Source organism: Kitasatospora sp. NPDC090308 (assembly GCF_044769485.1).
GTDB lineage: Bacteria > Actinomycetota > Actinomycetes > Streptomycetales > Streptomycetaceae > Kitasatospora > Kitasatospora fiedleri.
The window spans coordinates 320,231-343,937 of the sequence record NZ_JBIVXY010000007.1; the positions used below are offsets into that span (position 1 = coordinate 320,231).

Annotated in this window: 17 protein-coding genes; 6 read left to right on the forward strand and 11 right to left on the reverse strand. The window is 74.6% G+C overall.

What is annotated here, in order from left to right:
• The first annotated feature begins 8 nt into the window (after window positions 1–8).
• The gene (locus ACIQVD_RS19360) at window positions 9–788 is read left to right on the forward strand and encodes a uracil-DNA glycosylase (protein WP_400680960.1); all 780 of its coding nucleotides are present in this window, start codon (window positions 9–11) and stop codon (window positions 786–788) included.
• A gap of 25 nt (window positions 789–813) precedes the next feature.
• On the opposite strand, the gene ACIQVD_RS19365 is transcribed toward ACIQVD_RS19360, so the two are convergent.
• Window positions 814–1,671: a CHAD domain-containing protein gene (locus ACIQVD_RS19365; RefSeq protein WP_400680958.1), complete on the reverse strand. Its 858-nt coding sequence runs from the start codon at window positions 1,669–1,671 to the stop codon at window positions 814–816.
• Window positions 1,672–1,819: 148 nt separating this feature from the next.
• Between ACIQVD_RS19365 and ACIQVD_RS19370 the strand changes: the two genes are divergently transcribed.
• Together ACIQVD_RS19370 and ACIQVD_RS19375 are read left to right on the forward strand one after the other, a co-directional pair.
• Complete coding sequence (locus tag ACIQVD_RS19370) at window positions 1,820–2,506, forward strand: MBL fold metallo-hydrolase (protein ID WP_402290588.1); 687 nt, start codon at window positions 1,820–1,822, stop codon at window positions 2,504–2,506.
• 470 nt (window positions 2,507–2,976) lie between these two features.
• Window positions 2,977–3,198, forward strand: coding sequence for a hypothetical protein (locus ACIQVD_RS19375; RefSeq protein WP_400680954.1), 222 nt, complete (start codon window positions 2,977–2,979; stop codon window positions 3,196–3,198).
• A gap of 159 nt (window positions 3,199–3,357) precedes the next feature.
• Here the strand turns inward: ACIQVD_RS19375 and ACIQVD_RS19380 are convergent, their stop codons facing one another.
• The 7 genes from ACIQVD_RS19380 to ACIQVD_RS19410 all read right to left on the reverse strand — a co-directional run bounded on the left by ACIQVD_RS19380 (window position 3,358) and on the right by ACIQVD_RS19410 (window position 13,477).
• Window positions 3,358–4,341 (reverse strand): acetylxylan esterase, encoded by a 984-nt coding sequence (locus tag ACIQVD_RS19380; RefSeq protein WP_402290590.1) that lies wholly within the window; start codon window positions 4,339–4,341, stop codon window positions 3,358–3,360.
• 6 nt (window positions 4,342–4,347) lie between these two features.
• On the reverse strand, window positions 4,348–6,528 hold the full coding sequence (locus ACIQVD_RS19385; RefSeq protein WP_402290593.1) for a glycosyl hydrolase family 95 catalytic domain-containing protein: 2,181 nt from the start codon (window positions 6,526–6,528) through the stop codon (window positions 4,348–4,350).
• A complete protein-coding gene (locus tag ACIQVD_RS19390; RefSeq protein WP_402290596.1) occupies window positions 6,525–8,525 on the reverse strand; it encodes a beta-galactosidase in 2,001 nt (666 codons plus the stop codon). Before ACIQVD_RS19390 ends, ACIQVD_RS19385 begins: the two co-directional genes overlap by 4 nt.
• 134 nt (window positions 8,526–8,659) lie before the next feature.
• Window positions 8,660–9,718: a LacI family DNA-binding transcriptional regulator gene (locus tag ACIQVD_RS19395; RefSeq protein ID WP_402290598.1), complete on the reverse strand. Its 1,059-nt coding sequence runs from the start codon at window positions 9,716–9,718 to the stop codon at window positions 8,660–8,662.
• A 104-nt stretch (window positions 9,719–9,822) separates the two neighbouring features.
• Entirely contained in the window at window positions 9,823–10,818 is a 996-nt protein-coding gene (locus ACIQVD_RS19400; protein ID WP_402290600.1) for a carbohydrate ABC transporter permease, read from the reverse strand.
• Complete coding sequence (locus ACIQVD_RS19405; RefSeq protein WP_402290602.1) at window positions 10,815–11,798, reverse strand: ABC transporter permease; 984 nt, start codon at window positions 11,796–11,798, stop codon at window positions 10,815–10,817. The genes ACIQVD_RS19400 and ACIQVD_RS19405 overlap by 4 nt, the downstream gene beginning before the upstream one ends.
• On the reverse strand, window positions 11,795–13,477 hold the full coding sequence (locus ACIQVD_RS19410) for a Tat pathway signal sequence domain protein (protein ID WP_402290604.1): 1,683 nt from the start codon (window positions 13,475–13,477) through the stop codon (window positions 11,795–11,797). Before ACIQVD_RS19410 ends, ACIQVD_RS19405 begins: the two co-directional genes overlap by 4 nt.
• Before the next feature lie 228 nt (window positions 13,478–13,705).
• Between ACIQVD_RS19410 and ACIQVD_RS19415 the strand changes: the two genes are divergently transcribed.
• Together ACIQVD_RS19415 and yicI are read left to right on the forward strand one after the other, a co-directional pair.
• Window positions 13,706–16,531, forward strand: coding sequence for a glycoside hydrolase family 3 C-terminal domain-containing protein (locus tag ACIQVD_RS19415; RefSeq protein ID WP_402290664.1), 2,826 nt, complete (start codon window positions 13,706–13,708; stop codon window positions 16,529–16,531).
• A gap of 55 nt (window positions 16,532–16,586) precedes the next feature.
• Window positions 16,587–18,857, forward strand: coding sequence for an alpha-xylosidase (gene yicI / locus ACIQVD_RS19420; RefSeq protein ID WP_402290606.1), 2,271 nt, complete (start codon window positions 16,587–16,589; stop codon window positions 18,855–18,857).
• Between the two features lie 155 nt (window positions 18,858–19,012).
• Here the strand turns inward: yicI and ACIQVD_RS19425 are convergent, their stop codons facing one another.
• The 3 genes from ACIQVD_RS19425 to ACIQVD_RS19435 all read right to left on the reverse strand — a co-directional run bounded on the left by ACIQVD_RS19425 (window position 19,013) and on the right by ACIQVD_RS19435 (window position 22,955).
• Window positions 19,013–19,237: a hypothetical protein gene (locus ACIQVD_RS19425; RefSeq protein WP_400680938.1), complete on the reverse strand. Its 225-nt coding sequence runs from the start codon at window positions 19,235–19,237 to the stop codon at window positions 19,013–19,015.
• A gap of 28 nt (window positions 19,238–19,265) precedes the next feature.
• Window positions 19,266–20,462 (reverse strand): anion permease, encoded by a 1,197-nt coding sequence (locus tag ACIQVD_RS19430; protein ID WP_400680935.1) that lies wholly within the window; start codon window positions 20,460–20,462, stop codon window positions 19,266–19,268.
• Window positions 20,463–21,023: 561 nt separating this feature from the next.
• Window positions 21,024–22,955 carry a potassium transporter Kup gene (locus ACIQVD_RS19435; RefSeq protein ID WP_402290610.1) on the reverse strand — a complete coding sequence of 644 codons (1,932 nt, stop codon included), beginning with the start codon at window positions 22,953–22,955 and terminating at the stop codon, window positions 21,024–21,026.
• 318 nt (window positions 22,956–23,273) lie between these two features.
• On the opposite strand from ACIQVD_RS19435, the gene ACIQVD_RS19440 reads away from it, so the two are divergent.
• On the forward strand, window positions 23,274–23,699 hold the full coding sequence (locus tag ACIQVD_RS19440) for a CU044_2847 family protein (protein ID WP_402290613.1): 426 nt from the start codon (window positions 23,274–23,276) through the stop codon (window positions 23,697–23,699).
• Window positions 23,700–23,707 lie beyond the last annotated feature (8 nt).

Sequence of the window (23,707 nt, forward strand, 5' to 3'; positions counted from 1 at the left end):
ATCGGTCCATGGAACCGTCCCCCGCTTCCTTCCCGGAACCGCCCTCCGACTCCTCCCCCGCCGTCCTGGCCCCGCGCGTCCGCGACCTGGCCGAGCTGGACGACCTGGTGGTCGACTGCCGGGCCTGCCCGCGGCTGGTGGCCTGGCGGGAGGAGGCCGCGCTGGTCAAGCGGCGGGCGTTCCGGGAGCAGGAGTACTGGGCGCGGCCGATCCCCGGCTTCGGGCCCCGCGACGCCCGGCTGGTGCTGGTCGGCCTCGCCCCCGCCGCGCACGGCGGCAACCGCACCGGCCGGATCTTCACCGGCGACCCGTCCGGCGACGTGCTGTACGCCTCGCTGCACCGGCTCGGCCTGGCCAACCGCCCGGAGTCCACCTGGCGCGGCGACGGCCTGCGGCTGCACGGCGTGCGGATCACCGATCCGGTGCGCTGCGCCCCGCCGGAGAACAAGCCGACCAACGCCGAACGCGACACCTGCCGGCCGTGGATCGTCCGCGAGTTCGACGAGCTGCGCCCGACCGTGCGGGCCGTGGTCGCCCTCGGCGGCTTCGCCTGGCAGGCCGTGCTGCCGGTGCTGGCCGCCGCGGGCTGGCGGGTCCCGCGCCCCAAGCCGGTCTTCGGCCACGGCGCGCACGCGGTCCTGCCCGCCACCGGCGACGGCCCCGAGCTGCACCTCTTCGGCTGCTTCCACGTCAGCCCGCGCAACACCTACACCGGGCGCCTGACCCTCCCGATGGTCGACGACCTGCTGCGCACCGCGGCCGTCGCCGCCGGGCTGGACCCGGCCTGAGCTGTCCGGGGGCGGGGGAGGGCGCTCAGCGCAGCTTCCGGGGCCGCCGGGCGGCCTGTTCCCAGACCTGCGGCAGCAGTTCGCGGGCGAAGCCGAGTTCGGCGCTCTGCCGGCCGTAGAGGACGCCGTAGCCGAAGCCGCCGTCGGAGAGGGCCCGGAGCGTGTCGCGGGCCACGACGGCGTCCTGGTGGCGGCCGAGGACGTCCTGGAGCGCCTTCATCCGACGGGTGAACGCGCGGGCCGGGCGCCCGGCGCTCTCCCCGGCGTAGCGGGCGCGCTTGGCGGCCTTGCGGGCGTCGTGCAGGGCACGTTCGAGGGCGGGGCCCTCGGGGGCGCGGCGGGCGGCGGCGAGGCGTTCGGCGGTGCGGCGGTGCTCGCGGCGCAGGGCCCGGGTGAATTCGGGCCCGGCGCGCTTGGCGGCCCGGGAGGTGAGCGGCGGGTCGGCGGCGAGGGCGGTGAGGGTGGCGAGCAGGCGGCGGAAGCGTTCGCCGTCGAGGGCGGTGCGGACCCGGACGCGGGCCTCGCGGGCCTCGCGGGCGCTCCAGGCGGTGAGTTCGGCCAGGACGCGCTCGCGGTCGCCGCCGGGCGGCAGTTCGCGGGCCTGGGCGAGCAGGCGGGCGCCGAGCACCTCGGTGTCGCGGGCCGGTCCGAGGGCCCGGCCGAGCCAGCGCAGTTCGTCCTCGGTGGCGGTGTGGTCGCCGCGCAGGTGGCGGCGGTGGGTGCGCAGGGCGCTGCGCAGGCGGCGGGCGGCGGTCCGCATCCGGTGGACGGCGTCGGGGCGGTCGGCGCGGACGTCGGGCGCGAGTGCGGCGAGCTGGGCGGTCAGGGTGCGCAGGCGCGCGGCGATGACGTCCCCCGCGCTGCCGTCGATCCGGTGGGCCACGTCGTCACGTCCTTCCGTCCGTGCTGTCCCAGGGTAGGCGGTCCGCGGACCGCCCGTCCGGTGCGCCGCGCCGCCGCCGGTCCGGGCCGCCCGTCTGCCACGGGCAGATCCGGGGGGCGGGGGCGGGGTGGGCGGGCAGACTGCCGGCATGGATGTCATCGAGGTGCTGCCGGGGTTGCGGATGCTGGTCCTGCCGGTCGGCGCGGCCTACCTGTGGTCGGACGGACGGGAGTTGACGCTGGTGGACAGCGGGGCGGTGGGGACGGAGGAGCAGGTCGCGGCGCTGGTGGAGTCGGTGCCGGGCGGGGAGCCGGCGCGGATCGTGCTGACGCACTGGCACGAGGACCACGCGGGTGGTGCCGCCCGGCTGGCGGCGCGCTACGGGGGCGTGCCGGTGGTGGCGCACCGGGTGGAGGCGCCGGTGATCCGGGGCGAGGCGGTGGGCGCGCCGCCGGTGCTGGAGGAGTTCGAGCGTCCGATCCGGGCGTCGGTGCCGGCGCTGCCGCCCGCGCCGCCGTGCCCGGTGGACGTCGAGGTGGTGGACGGCGACGTGCTGCCGTTCGGGGGCGGGGCCCGGGTGATCGGCGTGCCGGGGCACACCGACGGCTCGCTGGCCCTGCACCTGCCGGGCCCGGACCTGCTGTTCACGGGCGACGCGGTGGCCAACGTGGGCCGTACGACGCTGGGCGTGTTCAACACCGACCGGGCCCGGGCCGTCGCCTCGCTGCACCGCCTGGCCGGGCTCGGGGCCGCCCACGCGGTGTTCGGCCACGGCGCGCCGCTGGTGGGGGACGCGGCGGCGGCGCTGCGCGCGGCGGCGGCGGAGGCCGGGTGAGGTGCGGCGGACGTCCGGTGGGCTCCGCCGGGGCCCGCCGGGGATCCGCGCCCTCCTGCGCGGGTCCCCGGTCCGCGGGTACCGGGTCTGCGGACACCGGGTCTGCGGACACCGGGTCGTCGGCTGCCCGGCCGCACCCGCCGGACGTGCGGTCTGGACCAATGGCCGAAAACCGGGAAGTCCGCGCGGTCGTCCCGCCGGGCCGCCGGTCCGGGGCGGTCGGCCCTCCCGGACCGGCGGGCCGCGCGCGGGAGCCGGTTCTTCGTCGGCGGACTCTCCGGTGGGCACCCCGCACCCGGAGCGGGCCCGCACCGCGCCCCACCCGGGGTGCCGCGCCGCTCCCGGCGACTTCCGGCCGAATTGGTCTCGACCATTGCCGCGCGGTCCGCCGCTGAAGGAAGCTGCTCACCGGCACCGGATCATCACGACCGGAACGCCCTCCCCCAGAAGAGGAAGGCAACAACCCACCCATGCGCAAAGCGATTTCGGCTCTCGGCCTGACCGCCCTGCTGGCCTCGGCCGCCCTACTGGTCGCCCCGTCCGCCCAGGCCGCCGGGTTCGTCTACGTCGGCATGTACCCGAGCGGCGCCGCGTGCGAGGCGGCCGGCAAGGGCTACGTGGCCCGCGGCGAGGCGGTCACCTACTTCTGCGACGTCGTCCCGAACGCCGCCCGCCTGTCGATCTGGGCCTGAGCCCCCTCGCCGCCTGCGGCCTCCCGGCCGCAGGCGGCCCCTGCGGTGCGCTCCCTCCGCGCGGCCCGGACGCCGACGTGCCCGAGCACCGGTCCCCCGCGACCGCGACCGGCCGAGCGGTGAACGCCCGGGCGGCGCTGCGGCGGTCGGCCGGTCCGGTCAGCCGGCGCTCTTCGGGGCGAGGCCGTGCCCGGCGAGCCAGTCGAGCTGCTTGACCGGGGTGGAGCCGTAGCCGCCGCCGTGGTCGGCGAAGCGCCAGACCTCGATGGCGGCGGGGCCGCCGTAGCGGTGGTAGGCGGCGAAGACGGTGGAGGGCGGGCAGACCGGGTCCATCAGGCCGACGCTGAACAGGGCGGGGGCGCTGGCCCGGGGCGCGAAGTGGACGCCGTCGAAGTAGGCCAGCGTGGCGAAGGTCCGCTCCTCCTGCTCCCGGCTGTGCCAGCGCAGGTACTTGGCGATCTCGGGGTAGGGGCCCTCGCCGGCGATCTGCACGGCGCGCCGGAAGTGGCACAGGAACGGGACGTCGCTGAGCAGCGCGGCGACCCGCCCGGGGGCGAGCGCGGCGACGGCGAGGGCGAGGCCGCCGCCCTGGCTGGCGCCGGAGACGACGACGCGGGCGGGGTCGGTGCCGGGCAGCTGCGGGAGGGCGTCGAGGGCGCGGACGCAGTCGGTGATCAGGCGGCGGTAGTAGTGGTGGCGGGGGCTGTCGATGCCGCGGGTCATGAAGCCCTCGACCCACTGGGTGCCGCCGCCCTCGCCCCGGTCGGGGGTGTCGTGGCCCTGGCCGCGGCTGTCGACGACCAGGTGGGCGTAGCCGGCGGCGGGCGGCAGCAGGTGCTCGGCGGGCAGGGCCCGGCCGCAGGTGTAGCCGAGGTACTTGACGATGACGGGCAGCGGTTCGGTGCTGCCGCGCGGGAGCAGCAGCCAGGCGGCGACGGGTTCGCCGTTCCAGCCGGGGAAGCGGACGTCGTGCACGTCGAAGGCGGTCAGCCGGGTGTCGGTGCGGAGTTCGGCGGTGACGGTGCCGTCGGCGGCGCGGGCGGTGGCGAGGGTGTCGGCCCAGAACGCGTCGAAGTCGGCGGGGGCGGCGAGGTCGGGGCGGTAGGTGCGCAGGTCGTCGAGGTCGAGGTCGGTGAGCGGCACGGGGGTTCAGCTCCGGTGGTGGTCGAGGTGCAGGGGGGTGGGGTGGCCGGCCCGCAGGTCGAGGCGGGTCGGGGGCCGGTCGGGGTCGGTGCCGAGGTGGACGGTGACGGTGCGGTCGGTGTCGGCGAGCAGCACGGCGTCCAGGCGGCCCTGGGCGGTGTCCCAGGACAGCGTGGTGAGGGTGGTCCGGCAGCGGGTGCGCAGGCCGCGGACGGTGCCGCGCGGCAGGTGGGCGGGCGGGGCGGGGAGCAGGACGATCCGTTCGGGGGTGGAGTGCAGGAGTGCTTCGATCAGCACGCCGGGGAGGGTGTGGGCGGCGTCGGCGTTGTACACGTCGAGGTCCGGGTAGTGCGAGCTCATCAGCGAGGGGTGGAAGAAGCGTCCGTGCAGGACGGCGTCGAGGGCCGCGCCGAGCAGGTCGGCGTCGCCGAGGCGGGCGGCGACCAGGGCGCGGTGCAGGTGGCCGTGGGCGGAGTGGTTCTCGCTGCCGCGCAGGTGGAGGGCGCGGTGGGCGGCGGCGGCCAGGTCGGGGGTGTCGAGCGGGTTGATCTCGCCGAGCGGCCAGACCGGGTGCAGGTGGCTGAGGTGCCGGTGCTGCTGGTGGTCGGGGGCGGCGGGCCAGGCCCATTCGGCGAGCGCCCCCCGGGAGTTGATCCGGTAGGGGGGCAGCCGGTCGGCGAGCCGGTGGTGGCCGGTGGCGGTGAGGGTGTGGCGGGCGGCGGCGAGGTCCATGGCGGCGTTGACGCTGATCGGGCTGTCGGCGCCGTGCGGGGTGTTCTCGGGCGAGTAGGAGGGGACGACCAGCAGGCGGCCGTCGGGTCCGGTGCGGGTGAGGAAGGCGCGGTAGAAGTCGGCGGTCTCGGCGAGGGCGGGGCGGACGAGTTCCCGGTCCATCGCGGTGTCGCCGGTGGTGTCGACGTGGTCGAGCAGGGGGTGCAGCAGCCAGTGCGCTCCGGCGGTCCACAGGTGCAGCGGGTAGTCCTCGCTGTAGTGGTAGGCGTGGCCGGAGCGGCCGTCGGTGTGGGCGGGGGCGACGAGTCCGGGCAGGCCGAACAGGCGGCGGGCGTTGCTCCGCCAGTGCGCCAACTGGCCCGCGACGAAGGCGGCGTGGGCGCGGCTGACTTCGGGGAGGGCGGCCGCGGCGGCGGAGGCGACCTGGAGGTTGAGGTTGGCGTCGCAGGTGAGCGCGCCGCTCCAGGCGGTGTCCCAGGAGCCGGTCCACAGGCCGGTGAGCCGGGGCGGCAGGGTGCCGGCGGAGCTCAGCAGGTGGTGGCGTCCGGCGTCGAACAGCCGCTCCAGCAGGGCGGCCCGGTGCTTCTCCGGGTCGGCGAGCAGCGCGGAGCCGGGCAGGTCGCGGTGCTCCTCGGGCGCGCCGAGGTCGAGTTCGACCCGGTCGTAGGCGGGGGTGTGCCGGGCGAGGTGGCGGCGCAGCAGTTCGGCGTGGGGCAGGTCGGGCAGCGGCGGCGGCTGCGGGTCCTCCCAGGGGCGGACCCGGGTGAGCAGCAGCACTTCGGCGCAGCCCTCGGCGTGCACGGCGGCGCCGTCGGTGCGCAGGGTGCCGCCGGTGGCGCGGACGTGCGTCCAACAGGTGTAGCCGTAGGGGGTGTCGGGGTGGCGGACGTCGGTGCGCAGCACCGGGCCGCCCGGTCCGGTCTCGGCGCGGGTGCGGACGTCGAGGTCGGCGGGGGCGCCGTCGAGCCGCCAGTGGTGGGTCAGCTCCAGCTCTCCGGTGCCCACTTCGCGGTGGACGAGGAGGTCGTCGGCGCGCGAGGCGAAGGTCTCGGCGCGGCGGCCGTCCCAGTGGGTGGCCACCACGCCGGTGCGGTAGTCGACTTCGCGCCGGTAGCCGTCGGCGGGGGTGGCGGGGCGGCGCAGTCGCAGGGCGAGGGCGGGGTGGAAGGGGCGGACCCACTGGAGCGGCGCGGTGACCTGGCGGGCGACGGCGGCGCGGGCGCGGCCGGTCAGGACGGCGTCCCGGAGGTCCTCCAACTGCCCGGCGACGTCGGGCGCGAGGGCCCGTTCGCCGCCGTTGGGGCGCAGCAGCAGGTGGTGGTTGACGACGACGAGTTCCTCGCGGGTGCGGCCGTGCACCATCGCGCCGTGGGTGCCGTTGCCGGTGAGCAGCGCGTCCTCCCAGCGGGCGGCCGGGGCCGGTTCCCAACTGCCGCGCCGGCGGGGCGGGTTCACCGGGCGGCCGGGCGCAGGACGGCGGCGCCGTGGCGCTCCAGGGTGACGGCGGCGGTGGCGGTCCGGCCGGTCAGCAGGTCGTCCCAGTGTCCGGGCAGTTCGCAACGCACCTGCTGCGCACCGTGGTTGAGCAGGAACAGCAGGTCGCCGCGGCGGACCGCCTCGACGCCCGGGGGCAGGTGGGCGGCGGCGGGGCGGAGTCCGGCTTCGCGGGCGGCGCGGGTCAGCAGGGCGCGCAGGGCGTCGGGGTCGGGGCGGGTGGAGAGGTACCAGGCGGTGCCCCGGCCGTGGGGGTGGCGGGTGACGGCGGGGTACCCGGCGAGTTCGCCGTCGCCGTAGCGGGCCACCGTCTCGGCGCCGGCGGTCTCCAGTTCCTCGGCCCACAGGGTGCCGTGGAAGTCCGCGCCGTCGGCGGTGGTGCAGCGGACGCTCTCGTCGGCGCGCAGCGGCCACCACTGGTGGACGGCGGCGAGGCCGAGCACCTCGCGCAGCCGGGCGTCGACGCCGCCGGGGCGGATGCGGTCCTGGTGGTCGGCGACGCCGGTGAAGTAGCCGGTCACCAGGGTGCCGCCGGTGCGGACGTAGGCGGCGAGGTTGTCGAGGGCGGCGTCGGTGAGCAGGTAGAGCGAGGGGATGACGACCAGGCGGTAGGGCGTCAGGTCGGCGGCGGGGTGGGCGAGGTCGGTGGTGTGGTTGGCCTCCCACAGGGCGCGGTGCCAGGCGGTGACGTTCTCCTGGTAGTCGAGCAGTTCGGAGGGGCGGCCGGGCTGTTCGCCCGCCCACCAGGCGTCCCAGTCGTGCAGCAGGGCGGCCCCGGCGGTGACGCGGGTGCCGGAGACGGCGGGGCCGAGCCGGTCGAGGTCGGCGCCGAGCGCGGCGGCCTCGCGGAAGACCCGGTTGCCGGTGCCGGAGTGCGGGAGCATCGCGGAGTGGAACTTCTCGGCGCCCTGCCGGGATTGGCGCCACTGGAAGAAGCAGACCGCGTCGGCGCCGCGGGCGACGGCCTGCAGCGACCACAGCCGCATCAGGCCGGCCGGCTTGGGCCGGTTGACGGGGCGCCAGTTGACGGCTCCGGTGGCCTGTTCCATCAGCATCCAGGGGCCGCCGGCCAGCGAGCGGGCGAGGTCCTGGACCAGGGCGCCGTGCTGGGCGCCGAGGGCGGCGTCGGGGTCGGGGTAGATGTCGAGCGCGACGACGTCCTGCCGCTCGGCCCAGGCCCAGCCGTCCTGGCCGCGCCAGAACGGCATGTGGTTGGTGGTGACGGGGATGCCGGGGCTGTGCCGGGCGACGATGGCGTGCTCGGCGGTGTAGCACTCCAGCAGGGCGTCGGAGGTGAAGCGGGCGAAGTCGAGCAGCTGGGCGGGGTTGCGGATGTACTGGGCCTGGCGGGGCGGCAGGATCTCGTCCCACTCGGCGTAGTGCTGGCTCCAGAAGGCGGTGCCCCAGGCGGAGTTGAGCTCCTCCAGGGTGCCGTGCCGGTCCCGCAGCCAGCGCCGGAAGTGGGCGGCGGTGGCGTCGCACCAGCAGTGCGTGCCGTACTCGTTGTTGACGTGCCAGAGGACGAGCGCGGGGTGCGCGCCGTAGCGGGCGGCGAGCCGTTCGGTGACGGCGGCGGCGCGGCGGCGGTACTCCGGGGAGGAGGCGCAGAACTGGTTGCGGGAGCCGTACCAGACGGTGGTGCCGTTCTCGGCCCGCGGCAGTGTCTCGGGGTGGCGGTGGCCGAGCCAGGGCGGCGGGGAGGCGGTGGGGGTGGCCAGGACGACGCCGATGCCGTGCTGGTGCAGCAGGTCGAGCAGCCGGTCGAGCCAGCCGAAGTCGTAGGCGCCGGGGGCGGGTTCGAGCCGGGCCCAGGAGAACACGCCGACGGTGACGCTGGTGACGCCGGCCTGCCGCATCAGGCGGACGTCCTCCTGCCAGGTCTCCTCGGGCCACTGCTCGGGGTTGTAGTCGCCGCCGTAGAGGATGCGGCCGCGGGTGGCGTCGTTCAGGTCGGGCATGCGGGTGTTCCTGTCCGGTCGGTCGCCCTGGCGGAGGGGCTGGAGGTCGAACCAGTCGCAGGGGGCGGCGCCTTCGGCGGCGTACCGGCCGCGACCCGGCCGGCGTCCTCGGCCGGTGCCCCGGCCGGGGGCCGTCACGGGCGGCGCTCCCCCCTTCGGACGGGCGGGACGGGGGCGAGCAGCGGGCCGCTGCTCTGACGGGGCGTCAGGACGGGGGTGAGCAGGACAAGTTCGTCCTCGGGTTCGGTTCCGCGTTCGGCGGCGGCGATCCGGCGCATCACCTGGTCGACGGCGACCCGGCCGAGTTCCTGGGCGGGGCCGGTGACGGCGGTCAGGCCGGGGGCGTACTGCTCGGCGAGCTGTTCGGGGCAGAGCGCGACCACCGAGGCGTCCTCGGGGACGGTGCGTCCGCTGGTGGGCAGCAGTTGCAGCAGCGGGCCGATGGCGTTCTCGTTCTGCACCACGAAGCCGGTGGTGTCGGGCCGGTCGGCGAGGATGCGCGCCAGGGTGCCGGCCGTGGATTCGTAGGTTCCTTCGCAGGGACGGTGCAGGAATCTCAGGCCGCGTTCGAGGGCGCGCTCTCGAAACCCCGTCAGGGTGCGTTCGGCGTACCCGGCGTGGCGGTGGTAGACGGCGGGCGCGTAGCCGATGAAGGCGACGTCGCGGTGGCCGAGGTCGGCCAGGTGGTCGGCGCACTGGGCGCCGGCGGCGGCGAAGTCGTGGTCGACGCAGGACAGGCCGGTGCTGTCGGCGGGCAGGCCGATCGTCGCGGCCTGGATGCCCTGGTCGCGCAGGACCGGGATGCGCTCGTCGTCGAGTTCGACGTCCATCAGGATGACCCCGTCCGCCAGGCCGCTGGCGGCGACCCGGCGGACCCCGTCGGGGCCCTCGTCGTTGGTGATCAGCAGCACGTCGTAGCCGTGCTGGCGGGCCGCCATGGTGACCGAGACGGCGATCTCCATCATGATCGGCACGTACACGTCGGTGCGCAGCGGCACGACGAGGGCGATGATGTGGGAGCGCCGGCCGGCGAGCGCCCGGGCGCCGGCGTTGGGGTGGTAGCCGAGTTCCTCGACGGCGTGCTGGACGCGGCGGCGGGTGGCCTCCGAGATCGAGCGCTTGCCGCTGAGCACGTAGCTGACGGTGCTGGGCGAGACGCCCGCGTGCCGGGCCACGTCGGCGAGAGTCACCATGGGTGCGGTTCCTGCTTTCCTGGTCGGTGGGGTGTGCGGCCCCCTGCGGCGCCAGGTTACTGACGCCGGGTCGTGCGCGGCTCCCGCCGTGGCTCGGTGGTGGTTCAGCCCTTGACGGCGCCGGTGAGGACGCCGGTGCGGAAGTGCTTCTGCATGAACGGGTACACCAGCAGCAGCGGCACCAGGGTGAGGACCACGACGGCCATCTGCAGGGTGAGCGGCGCGGTCTGCGCATTGGCGGCCCCGAAGCCGGAGTTGACGGAGCCGGGCAGTCCGTTGCCGCGGTTGACGTAGGTCAGCAGCACGTACTGCAGCGGCCACTTCTCGGCCGAGGTCGGCAGGTAGAGCATGACGTTGAAGAACGAGTTCCAGTAGCCGACCGCGTAGAACAGCGCGATGACGGCGGTGACGGCCCGGGAGGTGGGCAGCACCACCGACCACAGGATGCGCCAGTCGCCGGCGCCGTCGATGCGGGCGGCGTCGATCAGGTCGGCGGAGGTGGTGGAGTAGAACGAGCGCAGCACCAGGATGTTGAACACCGACACGGCGCTGGGCAGGACCAGCGACCACCACCGGTCGTAGCCGCCGAGGCCGGTGACCACCAGGAAGCTCGGGATCAGTCCGCCGCTGACGAACATGGTGACGACCAGCAGGGTGAGGATCGGCCGGTGCGCGAAGGACCCGGAGCGGGACAGCCCGTAGGCGGCCGTCACCGAGACGGCCATCGAGACGGCGGTGCCGACCAGGGTGACGGCGAGGCTGACCATCAGGGCGGTGCGGACGGTGCCGTCGCCGAGCATCTGCCGGTAGGCGTCGAGGGTGAGGCCGTCGGGCCGGATCACCAGCCCGCCGGCCCGGTTGACGGCGCCGGGGGTGGAGACGCTGGTCAGCACGATGATCCAGAGCGGGACGGCCACGGCGGCGACCACGCCGACCAGGGTGATGCCCTTGGCGCCCCGGCCGAGCGCGGTGGGCGGCTCCTCCCAGGGGGCCCGCCCGGCCCGGGCGCGGGGGCGGCCGGTCCCGGCCGGGCGGGGTGCGGGGGCGGCGGGCGCCGCGGACGCGGTGCCCTCGCGGACGGTGGTGGGTGTCTGGCTCATCTGCGGTACAACCCGTCCTCGCCGAAGGCGTGTGCCAGCTTGTTGGCCCCCCAGATCAGCAGCAGCGAGATGACGCTCTTGAAGAGGCCGGCCGCGGCGCCGAAGCTGTAGTTGCCGGTGGCGATGCCGTAGTAGAAGGAGAAGGTGTCGAGCACGTCGGCGGATTCGTGGCCGACCGCCTCGCGCTGGATCAGGAACTGTTCGAAGCCGACGGTCAGCGCGTTGCCCAGGCGCAGCACCAGCATCAGCACGATCACGCCGCGCAGGCCGGGCAGGGTGATGTGCCAGGTGCGGCGCCAGCGTCCGGCGCCGTCGACGGCGGCGGCCTCGTACAGGTCGGTGTTGATGGCGGCCAGTGCGGCGAGGAAGACGATGATGCCCCAGCCGGCCTCCTTCCAGATCGCCTGCGAGGTGACCAGGAGGACGAAGGTGTGCGGGTTGGTGGTGATGTCCCAGGGGGCGATGTCGTTCTGCCGCAGGAAGTGGTTGAGGATTCCCGCGCCGCCGAGCATCTGCTGGAAGATCGTGACGGCCAGCACCCAGGAGAAGAAGTGCGGCAGGTAGACCACGGACTGGACGAAGTTGCGCAGCCGTTCGCTGAGCACCGTGTTGAGCAGCAGGGCCAGCGCGATCGGGACGGGGAAGAACAGCACCAGCTGGACCAGGCTGAGCCAGAGGGTGTTCTTCAGCGCCCCCCAGAACAGCGGATCGTGGAAGAGCTGCTGGAACTGCGCGAGGCCGGCCCACTCGCTGTCGCGCACGCCGACCAGCGGGTCGTAGTACTGGAAGGCGGTGACCAGGCCGAACAGCGGCGCGTAGTTGAAGATCAGCAGCAGGACCACGGCCGGGAGGGTCATCAGCAGCAGCGTCCGGTCGCGCCGCAGCCTGACCCGCCAGTCCAGCCGGACGGCGCCGCTGCGGCCGGTGCTCCTCCGGCCGGTGGTGGTGTCCTCGCCCCGTTCCGGTCGCGCCGTGCTCACTGACCCGTTCCGTACGTGCTCAGGACGTTGTCGGTCATCCACTGCTTGAGGCGGTCGCCGCCGCCGGACTTCCAGGTGGAGATGGCGGCCTGGACGTCGGAGACCTTCTTCTTGCCGTGGTAGCAGTCCTTGATGGTGTCCTCGACGGCCTGCGCGGTGTCGACGGTGGCGATGTTCTGCGGCATCGAGATGTTCATGTTCCAGAACAGCGGCTTGTAGAGGTGCTTGACGTTGGCGGCCTGGAAGGCGGCGATGTCCTTGGTGACCTGGTCGGCGCCGGGGTTGGAGACGACCGAGGAGGCGGTGGCCAGGAAGGGGTAGGTCTGCGCCTGGACGTCCTTCTTGCCCTCGTCGGTGAAGGTCGGCACGCCGTCGACCCGGGTGTGGTGGATGCCCTCGACGCCGAAGTTGACCATGGTGTACTCGGCGGAGCCGTACGGCGCGGCCAGGTAGTCGGCGACCGCGAGCAGTTCCTCGATCTGCTCGGGCTTGAGCTTGGCGTTGAGGTAGCTCATCAGGCTGGTGGAGGAGCCCATGAACAGCCTGGGCGTGCCGCCGCTCTTCGCGGTGAGGAAGTCGAACGAGCCGCGGCGGTAGCCGGGGGCGGCGGCGGCGCCGGAGAGCTGGTCGGCGAGGTTCCAGGCGCCGGTGCCGCCGCCCTGGATCAGGGTCTTGCCCGCGTAGAAGCGGGTGTTGGCGTCGGCGTTGTTGCCGGCGATCGCGTCGGGGTGCAGGCAGCCGGAGGCGGCGAGCCTGTGGTGCCAGTCCAGGGCCTCCAGCAGCTCCGGGGTCTCGTACTTGTGGACGAGCTTGCCGTCGGTGAGCTTCCACTTGTTGGGGACGTCGAAGAACGGGAAGAGGTAGGTCCACACGTCGTCGAAGGCCCAGGTGCCGGCCTTCTCGTCGGTGAGCTCCTTGCCCAGGCCCATCAGATCGTCGAGCGTCTTGACCTGGTCCGCGGTGATGCCCCTGGCCTCGAGGACGTCCCGCCGGTAGAAGGTGGTGCCCGCGATGGAGAAGCCGGTGGAGAAGGAGGGGATGCCGTAGAGCTTGTCGCCCCAGATGCCGGCCTGCCACGCGCCGGTGGGGATGGCCGCCAGGTTCGGGTACCTGCCGATCCTGTCGCCGGCCAGGAAGGGGGTGAGGTCGGCGAACTGGGAGGCGGCGAGCTCGCCGACGTTGAAGTTCGGGTTCCACCAGGTCGGGAGCTGGATCCAGTCCGGCAGCTTCTTGGCCGCGGTCATGGTGGGGATGATGGTGGCGTAGTTGTTGCCGTCGGCCGGCTTCATCTCGAGCGTGACGCCGAGCGCCTTGTTCATCGCGGTGTAGAACGAGTTGCCCGCGGGCGGGACGGTGCCCCACAGCGGGGTGACGGCCGAGTAGCTGCCGCCCTTGCCGGGCACGCCGGTGACCGTGGCGACCGGGTCGGCCGGGTAGGTCAGGAAGGCCGGGTCGGTCATCGCGCCGTCCGCGCCGGTCACCGAGGGGATGTCCGGGGTCACGGAGGTGCTGGCGGTGAAGGCCGGCAGGGCCGACTTGACGCCGTCGGCCGAGTTCGCGCCCGTCCTGTGCTTCGAGCCGCCGCCCCCGCAGGCGGCCAGCAGGGGGGTCATCGCCGCGGCTCCGGCGACGGAGACGGCGGCGGTGACGAAGGATCTGCGGTTCAGCTCGGTTCTCATGGTGGGGAGGCCCTTCCGCGACGCCCGGCACCGGGCGCTGTCGAAGCGCTTGACTGTCGAAGCGCTTGATGTTGCGGTGACACTAACGACACGTTTCCGATTGGACAAGTGCCTGGACAAATTCATTTTCCCTGTAGCCAACGGGAGTTGACAGGGTTCATGCTTCGTGTCAGCGTCGATCCGCTTCGACGACCGACCGCACCGCACGATCATCCTGGGGTGAGCCCGTTGAGTTCCCCGTCCCCTTCCGCCGCCGAGCGGTTCCCGTTCCGCGATTCCGCGCTTCCGCTGGACAAGCGCGTCGACGATCTGCTGTCCAGGCTCTCCCCCGCCGAGCGCCTCTCGATGCTCCACCAGTACGCCCCCGCCGTGCCCCGCCTGGGCGTCGGCGCGTTCCGCACCGGCGCGGAGGCCCTGCACGGCGTCTCCTGGCTGGGTGCGGCCACCGTGTTCCCGCAGGCCGTCGGCCTCGGCGCGAGCTGGGACGAGGAACTGGTCCGCGAGGTCGCCGAGGCGGTCTCGGTCGAACTGCGGGCCTTCCACCACCACCGCCCGGCCGCCGTCGCCCCCGACCGCGGTCCCAACAGCCTGCAGGTCTGGGCCCCGGTGCTGAACCTGCTGCGCGACCCGCGCTGGGGCCGCAACGAGGAGGGCTACTCCGAGGACCCGGTGCACACCGCCCGCCTCGGCGAGGCGTTCTGCCGCGGCCTGGCCGGCGACGACCCGACCCGCCTGCGGGCCGCCCCGGTGCTCAAGCACTTCCTCGGGTACAACAACGAGGACGACCGCTGCACCACCTCCTCCGGCCTGCGCCCGCGCGTGCTGCACGAGTACGACCTGGCCGCGTTCAGACCGGTGGTCGCCTCCGGCGCGGCCACCGGGGTGATGGCCGCGTACAACCTGGTCAACGGCCGCCCCTGCCACGTCTCCCCGCTGCTGGAGACCGAGCTGCGCCGCTGGGCCGAGCCGACCGGCCACCGGCTGTTCGTGGTCTCCGACGCCGAGGCGCCCTCCAACCTGGTCGACCCGGAGCGCTACTTCGACGACCACGCCGAGGGCCACGCCGCCGCGCTGAAGGCCGGCATCGACTCCTTCACCGACCACGGCGAGGACAGCGGGACCGTCCTCGGCCGGCTCCGCGAGGCCCTGGAGCGCGGCCTGATCGACCAGGAGGACATCGACCGCGCGGTCCGCCGCCAGTTCGAACTCCGCTTCCGGCTGGGCGAGTTCGACCCCGAGCTGGACCCGTACGCGCAGATCGGCGCCGAGGTGGTCGACAGCGCCCCGCACCGTGCGCTGGCCCGCCGGGCCGCCGCCGGCTGCACCGTGCTGCTGAAGAACACCGGCCTGCTGCCGCTCACCGACCCGACGCGGAGGATCGCCGTGATCGGCCCGCACGGCGACGCCCTGTTCGAGGACTGGTACTCCGGCACGCTGCCCTACGCGGTCACCGTCGCCGACGGCCTGCGCGCCCGACTCGCCCCCGCCGGAGGCGAGTTGACGGTGCACGAGGGCGCCGACCGGATCCTGCTGCGCTCCACCGCCACCGGCGAGCCGCTGAACGGCACCGCCTTCGACCTGGGCGACTGGGGCCTGGGCGTGCTCACCCTGCGCGCCGCCGACAGCGGGCGTTTCCTCTCCGTCGGGGCGGACGGCTCGCTGGTCGCCGACCGGGCCGTGATCAAGAGCTGGGACGTGCACGAGACCTTCCGCCTGGACGAGGTGGAAGGCGGCGTGCTGCTGCGCTCCGTGCTGAGCGGCCGGTACGCGGCGCTGGACGCCGACGGCACCGTCCGGGTCACCGCCGCGGACCCGGCGGACGCCGAGCGCTTCACCCGCGAACTGCTGCGCGACGGACGGGCGGAGGCCGTCGCGGCGGCGGCCGGCGCCGACCTCGCCCTGGTCGTGCTCGGCAACCACCCGCTGATCCACGGCCGCGAGACCGAGGACCGCCGGGACCTGGCCCTGCCGCCAGCCCAGCAGGAGCTGCTGGAGGCGGTCGCCGCCGTCCGCCCGGAGACCGCGCTGATCGTGACGAGCAGCTACCCGTACGCCGTCGACTGGGCCGATGCGCACCTGCCCGCCGTCCTGTGGACCTCGCACGCCGGCCAGGAGACCGGCCACGCCCTCGCCGACGTGCTGTTCGGCGACGCCGACCCGGCCGGCCGGCTCCCGCAGACCTGGTACCGCGGCGACGACGAGCTGCCGCACCCGCTGGACTACGACATCATCCAGGCCGGCTGGACGTACCAGTACCACGAGGCCGCGCCGCGCTACCCGTTCGGCCACGGCCTGTCCTACGGCACCTTCCGGTACGGGGAGTTGGAGCTCGACGCGGCCACCGTGGGCCGGGACGGCAGCGTGCGGGCGGCGCTGACGGTGACCAACACCGGCCCCCGCGGCGGCACCGAGGTGGTGCAGCTGTACGCGTGCGCGCCGGCGGCCCGCTACCAGGCGCCGCGCCGCCGGCTCGCCGACTTCCGCAAGCTCACCCTGGCACCCGGCGAGAGCCGCCGCCTGGTCTTCGACCTCCCGGTCGCCGCCCACCTGGCGCACTGGGACGTCGCCACCGGCGCGTTCACCGTCGACCCGGGCCGCTACCGGCTGCTCGCCGCGGCCTCCGCCGAGGACGTCCGCGCCACCGCCGAGGTCACCGTCGAGGGCCCGGCCCCGGCGCCGCGCGCCGTCCTGGGCCGCCGCACCGGCGCCGCGGACTTCGACGCGCACCGGGGCGCCGCCCTGGTCGACGCCGCCCGGGAGTCCGGCGACGCGGTCACCCCCGCCGGACAGGACGCCGAACTGCTCTTCTCCGCGACGGAGTTGACCGGTGCCCGGGAGGTCTCGGTGGAGGTCGCGCTGGTCGACGCGGACCGCGCGGTGGTGGAGTTCGCGGTGGACGGCGCGGTGCTGGCCACCGTCGCCGTGCCGCACACCGGCCACCGCCACGCCCGGCGGACCGTCACCGCCGCGCTGTCCGGGGTCCCGGAGGGCGTGCACGACCTGCGGGTCGCCCTGCGCGGGCCGGTCCGGCTCACCGCGTTCACCGTCGCCTGAGCGACCGCCCCGCCGCCCGCACCCCCGCCCCGCCCTTCCGCTTGGAGATCCCCCGATGAAGTTCACCGACGGCTACTGGCTGATGCGCCCGGGCGTGACCAACCGCTACGCCGCCGAGGTCGCCGACGTCCGCACCGAGCCGGACCGGTTCACCCTGTGGGCGCCGCTGCGGCGGGTCGCCGACCGGGCCGACACCCTCAACTCCCCGCTGCTGACCGTCGACTGCCACTCCCCCGCCGAGGGCGTGATCGCCGTCCGGTTCACCCACCACGCCGGGTCCGTGCGCCCCGGCGGCGGGTTCGAGCTGGTCGGCCGCACGGACGGCGCCGGGACGGTGGTCCGGGACGGCACGGCGGTCGAGCTCCGCTCCGGCGGGCTGACCCTGCGGGTGGACACCGCCGGCCCGTGGAAGGCCGAGTTCCGCTCCGACGGCGAGCCGATCACCTCGCTGGGCGGGCGCGGCCTGGGCTTCGCCGTCGACGCCGACGGCCGGCACCACATGGTGGCCCAACTCGCGCTCGGCGTCGGCGAGTCGGTGTACGGGCTGGGCGAGCGGTTCACCCCGTTCGTCAAGAACGGCCAGACGGTGGACATCTGGCAGGCCGACGGCGGCACCAGCAGCGAACAGGCGTACAAGAACGTCCCGTTCCACCTGAGCAGCCGCGGCTACGGCGTGCTGGTCAACCACCCCGGGCGGGTCTCGTACGAGGTGGCCTCGGAGGCCGTCGGGCAGGTGCAGTTCAGCGTCGAGGACCAGTCGATGGAGTTCCTGGTCTTCCGGGGGCCCACGCCCAAGCAGGTGCTGGCCCGCTACACCGGGCTGCTCGGCCGCCCCGCCCTGCCGCCCGCGTGGGCGCTGGGCCTGTGGCTGTCCACCTCCTTCACCACCGACTACGACGAGGCGACCGTCACCCGCTTCACCCGGGGGATGGCCGAGCGCGGCATCCCGCTGAGCGTCTTCCACTTCGACTGCTTCTGGATGCGCGGCTACCACTGGAGCGACTTCGTCTGGGACCCGGACACCTTCCCCGACCCGGTGGGCATGCTGGCCCGGTTGAAGGAGCAGGGCCTGAGGCTGTGCGTGTGGATCAACCCGTACCTGGCGCAGCGCTCCGAGCTGTTCGAGGAGGGCCGGCGCGAGGGCTACCTGGTGCGCCGCGCCGACGGCACGGTCTGGCAGTGGGACCTGTGGCAGCCGGGCATGGCGCTGGTGGACTTCACCAACCCGGCGGCGACGGCCTGGTTCACCGAGCGGCTGCGCCGGCTGCTCGGCCAGGGCGTGGACTGCTTCAAGACCGACTTCGGCGAGCGCATCCCCACCGACGTGGTCTGGCACGACGGCAGCGACCCGGAGCGGATGCACAACCTGTACGCCCAGCGCTACAACGAGGCGGTGTTCGAGCTGCTGCGCGCGGAGCGCGGCGAGGGCGAGGCGGTGCTGTTCGCCCGCTCGGCGACGGCGGGCGGCCAGCGGTTCCCGGTGCACTGGGGCGGCGACTGCGAGTCGACGTTCACCGCGATGGCGGAGTCGCTGCGCGGCGGCCTGTCGCTGGGCCTGTCCGGCTTCGGGTTCTGGAGCCACGACATCGGCGGCTTCGAGGGCACCCCGACCGAGGCGGTGTTCAAGCGCTGGGTGCAGTTCGGCCTGCTGTCCTCGCACAGCCGCCTGCACGGCTCCAAGTCGTACCGGGTGCCGTGGGACTACGGCGAGGAGGCGGTGGACGTCACCCGCGCCTTCACCCGGCTCAAGCACCGGCTCGCCCCCTACCTCCAGTACGCCGCCCAGCAGGCGCACCTGCACGGCACGCCGGTGATGCGGGCGATGCTGCTGGAGTTCCCGTCCGATCCGGCGGTCGCCGCGCTCGACCGGCAGTACCTGCTGGGCGGCGACCTGCTGGTGGCACCGGTGTTCACCGAGGACGGCACGGTGGAGTACTACGTGCCCGCGGGCGTCTGGACGAACGTGCTGACCGGCGACGCGGTCACCGGCCCGCGCTGGGTCCGCGAACGCCACGGCTTCGCCACCCTCCCGCTGCTGGCCCGCCCCGACTCGGTCCTCCCGCTCGCCGCCGACGACTCCCGCCCGGTCTCCGACTGGGCCGACGGCCTCACCCTGCTGGTGCACTCCTTCGCGGACGGCGCCGTCCGCGAGGTGGTCGTCCCGGAGACCTCCGGCACCGGGGCGGCGGCGGTCTTCACCGTCCGCCGCGCGGGCGACCGGCTGCTGGTGACCACCGACAGCCCCAAGCCCTGGAACCTCCGGCACGCGGGCCGCCGCCACCCCTTCCCGGCGGGCACCCGGGAGGCCGAGATCCCGCTCGCCTGAGGCCCGCTCGCCTGAGGCCCGTTCGCACCTCCCCCGGGAGCGGGGCCGCGTCCCCGGGGACCTCCCGCGCCGGGCAGCGCGTCGCCGGACCCGCCGGACCCGCCGGACCCGCCGGGTTCGCCGGGTTCGCCGGGTTCGCCGGGTTCGCCGGACGCTCAGTGGAAGGCGGGCACGATCAGGTAGAGGCCGTAGGCGGTGGCGGTCAGGCAGGCCAGGAAGCACAGGCCGGCGGCCAGCCGCAGCGGCGGCCGCCGGGGCGCGGGGGCCGCCGCCGCGCGGTCCGCGGCCCGCAGGCCCGTCGCGAACAGGCCGACCAGGGCGGTGGTGGCGCCGATGCCGACCAGGGCGACCTGGCCGAGCGCGGTCCAGTCGATGTGCACGGGCCCTCCCGGGGCGCGGTGGGACGGATCAGGCGGACGCGGGGGCCGGACGCACGGCCACCGTGTGGTCGTCGTTGACGTTCGAGGCGTCGACCGGCGTCCGCCGGGCCGCGAGGACGATCACGGTGCTGAGCGCGAGCGCCGCCAGCGCGGTGACGGCGATCCCGGCGGTGCCGCCGTGCACCACCAGCAGCGCGGCCAGCGCGCCGACCGCCGCGGCGGCGGGCAGGGTCAGCGCCCAGCCGACGGCGACCCGCCCGGCGGTGCCCCAGCGCACCTCGGCGAGCCGGCGGCCCAGCCCGGCGCCGAGGATGCCGCCCGAGCACACCTGCGTGGTGGACAGCGGGAAGCCGAGGTGCGCGGAGGAGAGGATGACGGCGGTGGCGGCGGTCTCGGCGGCGAAGCCCTGCGGCGGGTGGATGTCCGTGATGCCCCGGCCCATCGTCCGGATGATCCGCCAGCCCCCCAGGTAGGTGCCCAGCGAGATGGCCAGACCCGCCGTCGCCACGACCCACAGCGGCGGCCCGGCCGAACTGTCCAGCGCCCCGGCCGAGATGAGGGTCAGTGTGATGATGCCCATGGTCTTCTGGGCGTCGTTGGTGCCGTGGGCGAGCGAGACCAGGGACGCCGAGAAGACCTGCCCGACCCGGAAGCCGCGCTCGGGGACGGCCGCGTCGGCGGGCCCGGTTCGCGCGGTCCCTGCGGACCCTGCGACCTCCGGGCGGTCGCGCCGACCGCCCGAGGTCAGCCGGTAGGCGAGGTAGGTGGCGGGCAGGGCCGCCGCGCCGGCGATCAGCGGGGAGAGCAGCGCGGGCAGCAGGACCTTCTGCACCACCGTGACGAAGTGGACGCCGCCGGTCCCGACGCCCACGCAGACCGCCCCGATGAGGCCGCCGAACAGGGCGTGCGAGGAACTGGAGGGCAGGCCCAGCAGCCAGGTCGTCAGGTTCCACAGGATCGCGCCGACCAGCCCCGCGAAGATCACCCCCGGGGTGACCAGCGCGTCGTCCACGATGCCGCCCGAGACCGTCCGGGCCACCTCGGTCGACAGGAACGCGCCCGCCAGGTTGAGGACGCCGCTGATCAGCACGGCGGTCCGCGGGCTGAGCGCGCCGGTGGCGATCGAGGTGGCCATGGCGTTGGCGGTGTCGTGGAAACCGTTGGTGAAGTCGAAGGCGAGGGCCGTCACGACGACCAGGACGACGAGGAACGACACGTGTGCCATGTCTCCATGGCAGCACGGCGGCCCGGTCCTCCCGGCGACCGCGGTGTGAACCCCGTGCGCAGATTCCGCGCGCACCGGGCCGGGACTGCCGGGCGGGGCGGCCCCCCGGCTCCGGCGGGAGGCGTGCTGTCAGTCCTCGTAGGACGCGGCGAAGCGGCAGTGCCCGGCGCCCGCCGCGCGGTGGGCCCGGCCGGGTGCCCGCCGGTCCTCGTCGGTGCCCTCGGGCAGCGCCCCGGGCGCCGGGCCGCGCGGTGGTCGACGGAGGTCCGCTCCGCCGGACCCGTTCCGGTCCGCCGTGGGCGCGGGTGCGGGCGCGGGCGACGCGGGCGCGGGCGACGCGGGGACGAGCCGCAGGTCGGTCATGGCGTGGTCGCTTTCGTCCGGGAGCGGCGGGAGCCTCCGGCAGGCCCCGTCCGTGCCTCCAGTGGACACCCGCCGTCCGCGGACCGGCCGGTTCTTGACGCGGCGACTGCACCGGTCCGGTCCGCCCTGACGGAACGTTGACGGGGTGCGCCCTCGCCGGTGAACGGGCCGCCTCCCCGCACCACTCCCCCGAACCGGCTACACCTCGATCTGCGCGCCCATGATCACCGTCCGGTCCCGGGGCAGGCCGAAGTACTCGGCGGCGTCGGAGGTGATGTAGGAGGTGGCGATGAACAGGCGCTTGCGCCAGGGCGCCATGGTCGGCTGCTCCCCCCGGCGGAGCTCGATCTTCGACAGGAAGTACGACGCCTGGTCGAGGTCGAGCGGCCCCTCGGTGTCGGCCGGGTCGAGCAGGGCGAGCGTGGCGGGCACGTCCGGCGTCTCCATGTAGCCGTACCTGGCGGTGACGTGGACGATCCCGTCCTCGGCGTAGCCGAGGCTGTCGACCACGCACCGCTCCTCCTCCGGGACGCGCGGCACCGGTTCGGTGCTGATCGACAGGATGACCAGCTGGCCGTGCCGGACGTGGTTGTGCTCGACGTTGGCGCGCAGCGCCAGCGGGGTGGTCTCCTTGCCCCGGTTGAGGAAGACCGCGGTGCCGGGGACCAGGGCGGCCGGCACCCGCCCGTCGTGCAGCTGGTCGACGAACTCCCGCAGCGGGCCCTCGCGCCGCTCCCGCTCGGCGGTGACGGTCCGCCGGCCGTGCTGCCAGGTCGTCATCACGGTGAACACGGCCAGGCCGATCAGCAGCGGCAGCCACGCGCCGTGGAAGAACTTGGTGGCGTTCGCCGCGACGAACAGCAGGTCGACGGTGAGCAGCGCGGTCGCGCCGACGGCGAGCAGCCAGAGCGGCGTGTGCCAGCGGGTGCGGGCCAGGTAGAAGAACAGCAGGGTGGTGATGGTGATCGTGCCGGTGACGGCCATGCCGAAGGCGAAGGCCAGGGCGGCGGAACTGCGGAAGGCGAAGACCAGGGTGAGCACGGAGACCATCAGCAGCCAGTTGACCCACGGGACGTAGATCTGGCCGATCGTCGACTCCGAGGTGTGGGCGATCCGCAGGCGCGGCAGGTAGCCGAGCTGCGCGGCCTGGGAGGTGACCGAGTACGCGCCGGTGATCACGGCCTGGGAGGCGATCACGGTGGCGGCGGTGGCCAGGAGCACGATCGGCCAGCGGGCCCAGCCCGGTGCCAGCAGGAAGAAGGGGCTGCTGATGTTCGCCGGGTCGTCCAGGATCAGCGCGCCCTGTCCCAGGTAGCTGAGGATGCACGCGGGGAACACCAGGAACAGCCAGCCCCGGGTGATCGCGGGACGGCCGAAGTGCCCCATGTCGGCGTAGAGCGCCTCCGCCCCGGTGACCGCGAGGACGACCGCGGCGAGCGCGAAGAACGCCGTGCCGAAGTGGCCGACGAAGAAGCCCAGCGCGTACGTCGGCGACAGCGCGCGCAGGATCTGCGGGTGCTCGGTGATCCCGCGCACGCCGCACGCCCCGACCACGGTGAACCAGAGGATCATCACCGGCCCGAACACCCGCCCCACCGCCGCCGTTCCCCGGCGCTGCGCCAGGAACAGCAGGACCAGGATGCCCGCCGTCAGCGGCACCACCGCGTCCTTCAGGGAGGGCTGGACGACCTCCAGGCCCTCCACGGCGGACAGCACCGAGATCGCCGGGGTGATCATGCTGTCGCCGAAGAACAGCGCCGCGCCGAAGATCCCCAGCACGGTCAGCACGGCCGCCGCCTTCCGCCCGGCCTTCGCGCCCGAGCGCCGGATCAGGGTGATCAGCGCCATGATGCCGCCCTCGCCGTCGTTGTCGGCGCGCATCGCCAGCAGCACGTAGGTGACCAGCACGACGACCACCACCGACCAGAACACCAGCGACACCACGCCGTACACGTTGTCCGTGCTGACCGGCACCGGGTGCGGGTCGTCCGGGTCGAACACCGTCTGCAGGGTGTAGATCGGGCTGGTCCCGATGTCCCCGAACACCACCCCCAGTGCCCCGACGATCAGGGCCAGGCGGGCGGGGCCCTTCACCGCGGGATGCAGTGCGGGGGAACCGCGATCGGTCATAGCGACGGCCTTCTCTCGGTCATGCTTCGCCATACTTGATCAAGTCCTGAACGGATTCGAAGCTACGGCAGTGCGGTGCCGCCGCACCGCCTACCCCGCCGACGGGACCGATCACCTCCGGGCGTCGGACGGCCGTGGAGAGCGCCCCGCCGGGCGTCGGCCGCGCGCCGCCGGGCCTCCGCCGGCGCGGCGCGTTCCGCCCGCACCCCCTCCTCCCGGCCCGGGTGCCCGGTTCCGGGACTCCGGCCCGGCCCGCGGCGCGGACGTTCTAGCATGGGGGCCGCCGCGGGGAGCGGCGCCGTGGCGAGGGGCGGGGAGATGCAGCAGCTGGTCGAGTTGGCGATGCCGGACGGGCAGACGGTCTGGGCGCTGGTGGACGGCCCGTCGGGTCCGCGCGACACCGGGCTGGGCGACCAACTGGCCACCCGGCTGGAGGGGTTGCAGGAGTCGCTGCACGCCGTCGCCGCCAATGTGCGCGACGCGGTCGCGGCGGTCCGGCCCGACGAGGTGTCGGTCGAGTTCGGGCTGGAGCTGGCCGCCGGGCGCGGCGGTGTGGTGGCCGCGCTGACCGGTGTCGGCGGGAAGGCCACCTTCAAGGTCGCCCTCAAGTGGACCTCCGGCGGCCCGTCCGCCGAGCGGCCCCCGGCCGAGGAGCCCGACGAGCCGGGCGGGTCCGACGAGCCGGACGCATCCGGCGGGTCCGGCGGGCCCGGTGCGCCCGGCGATCCCGCCGCCGGGGCCTGAGCGCGGCG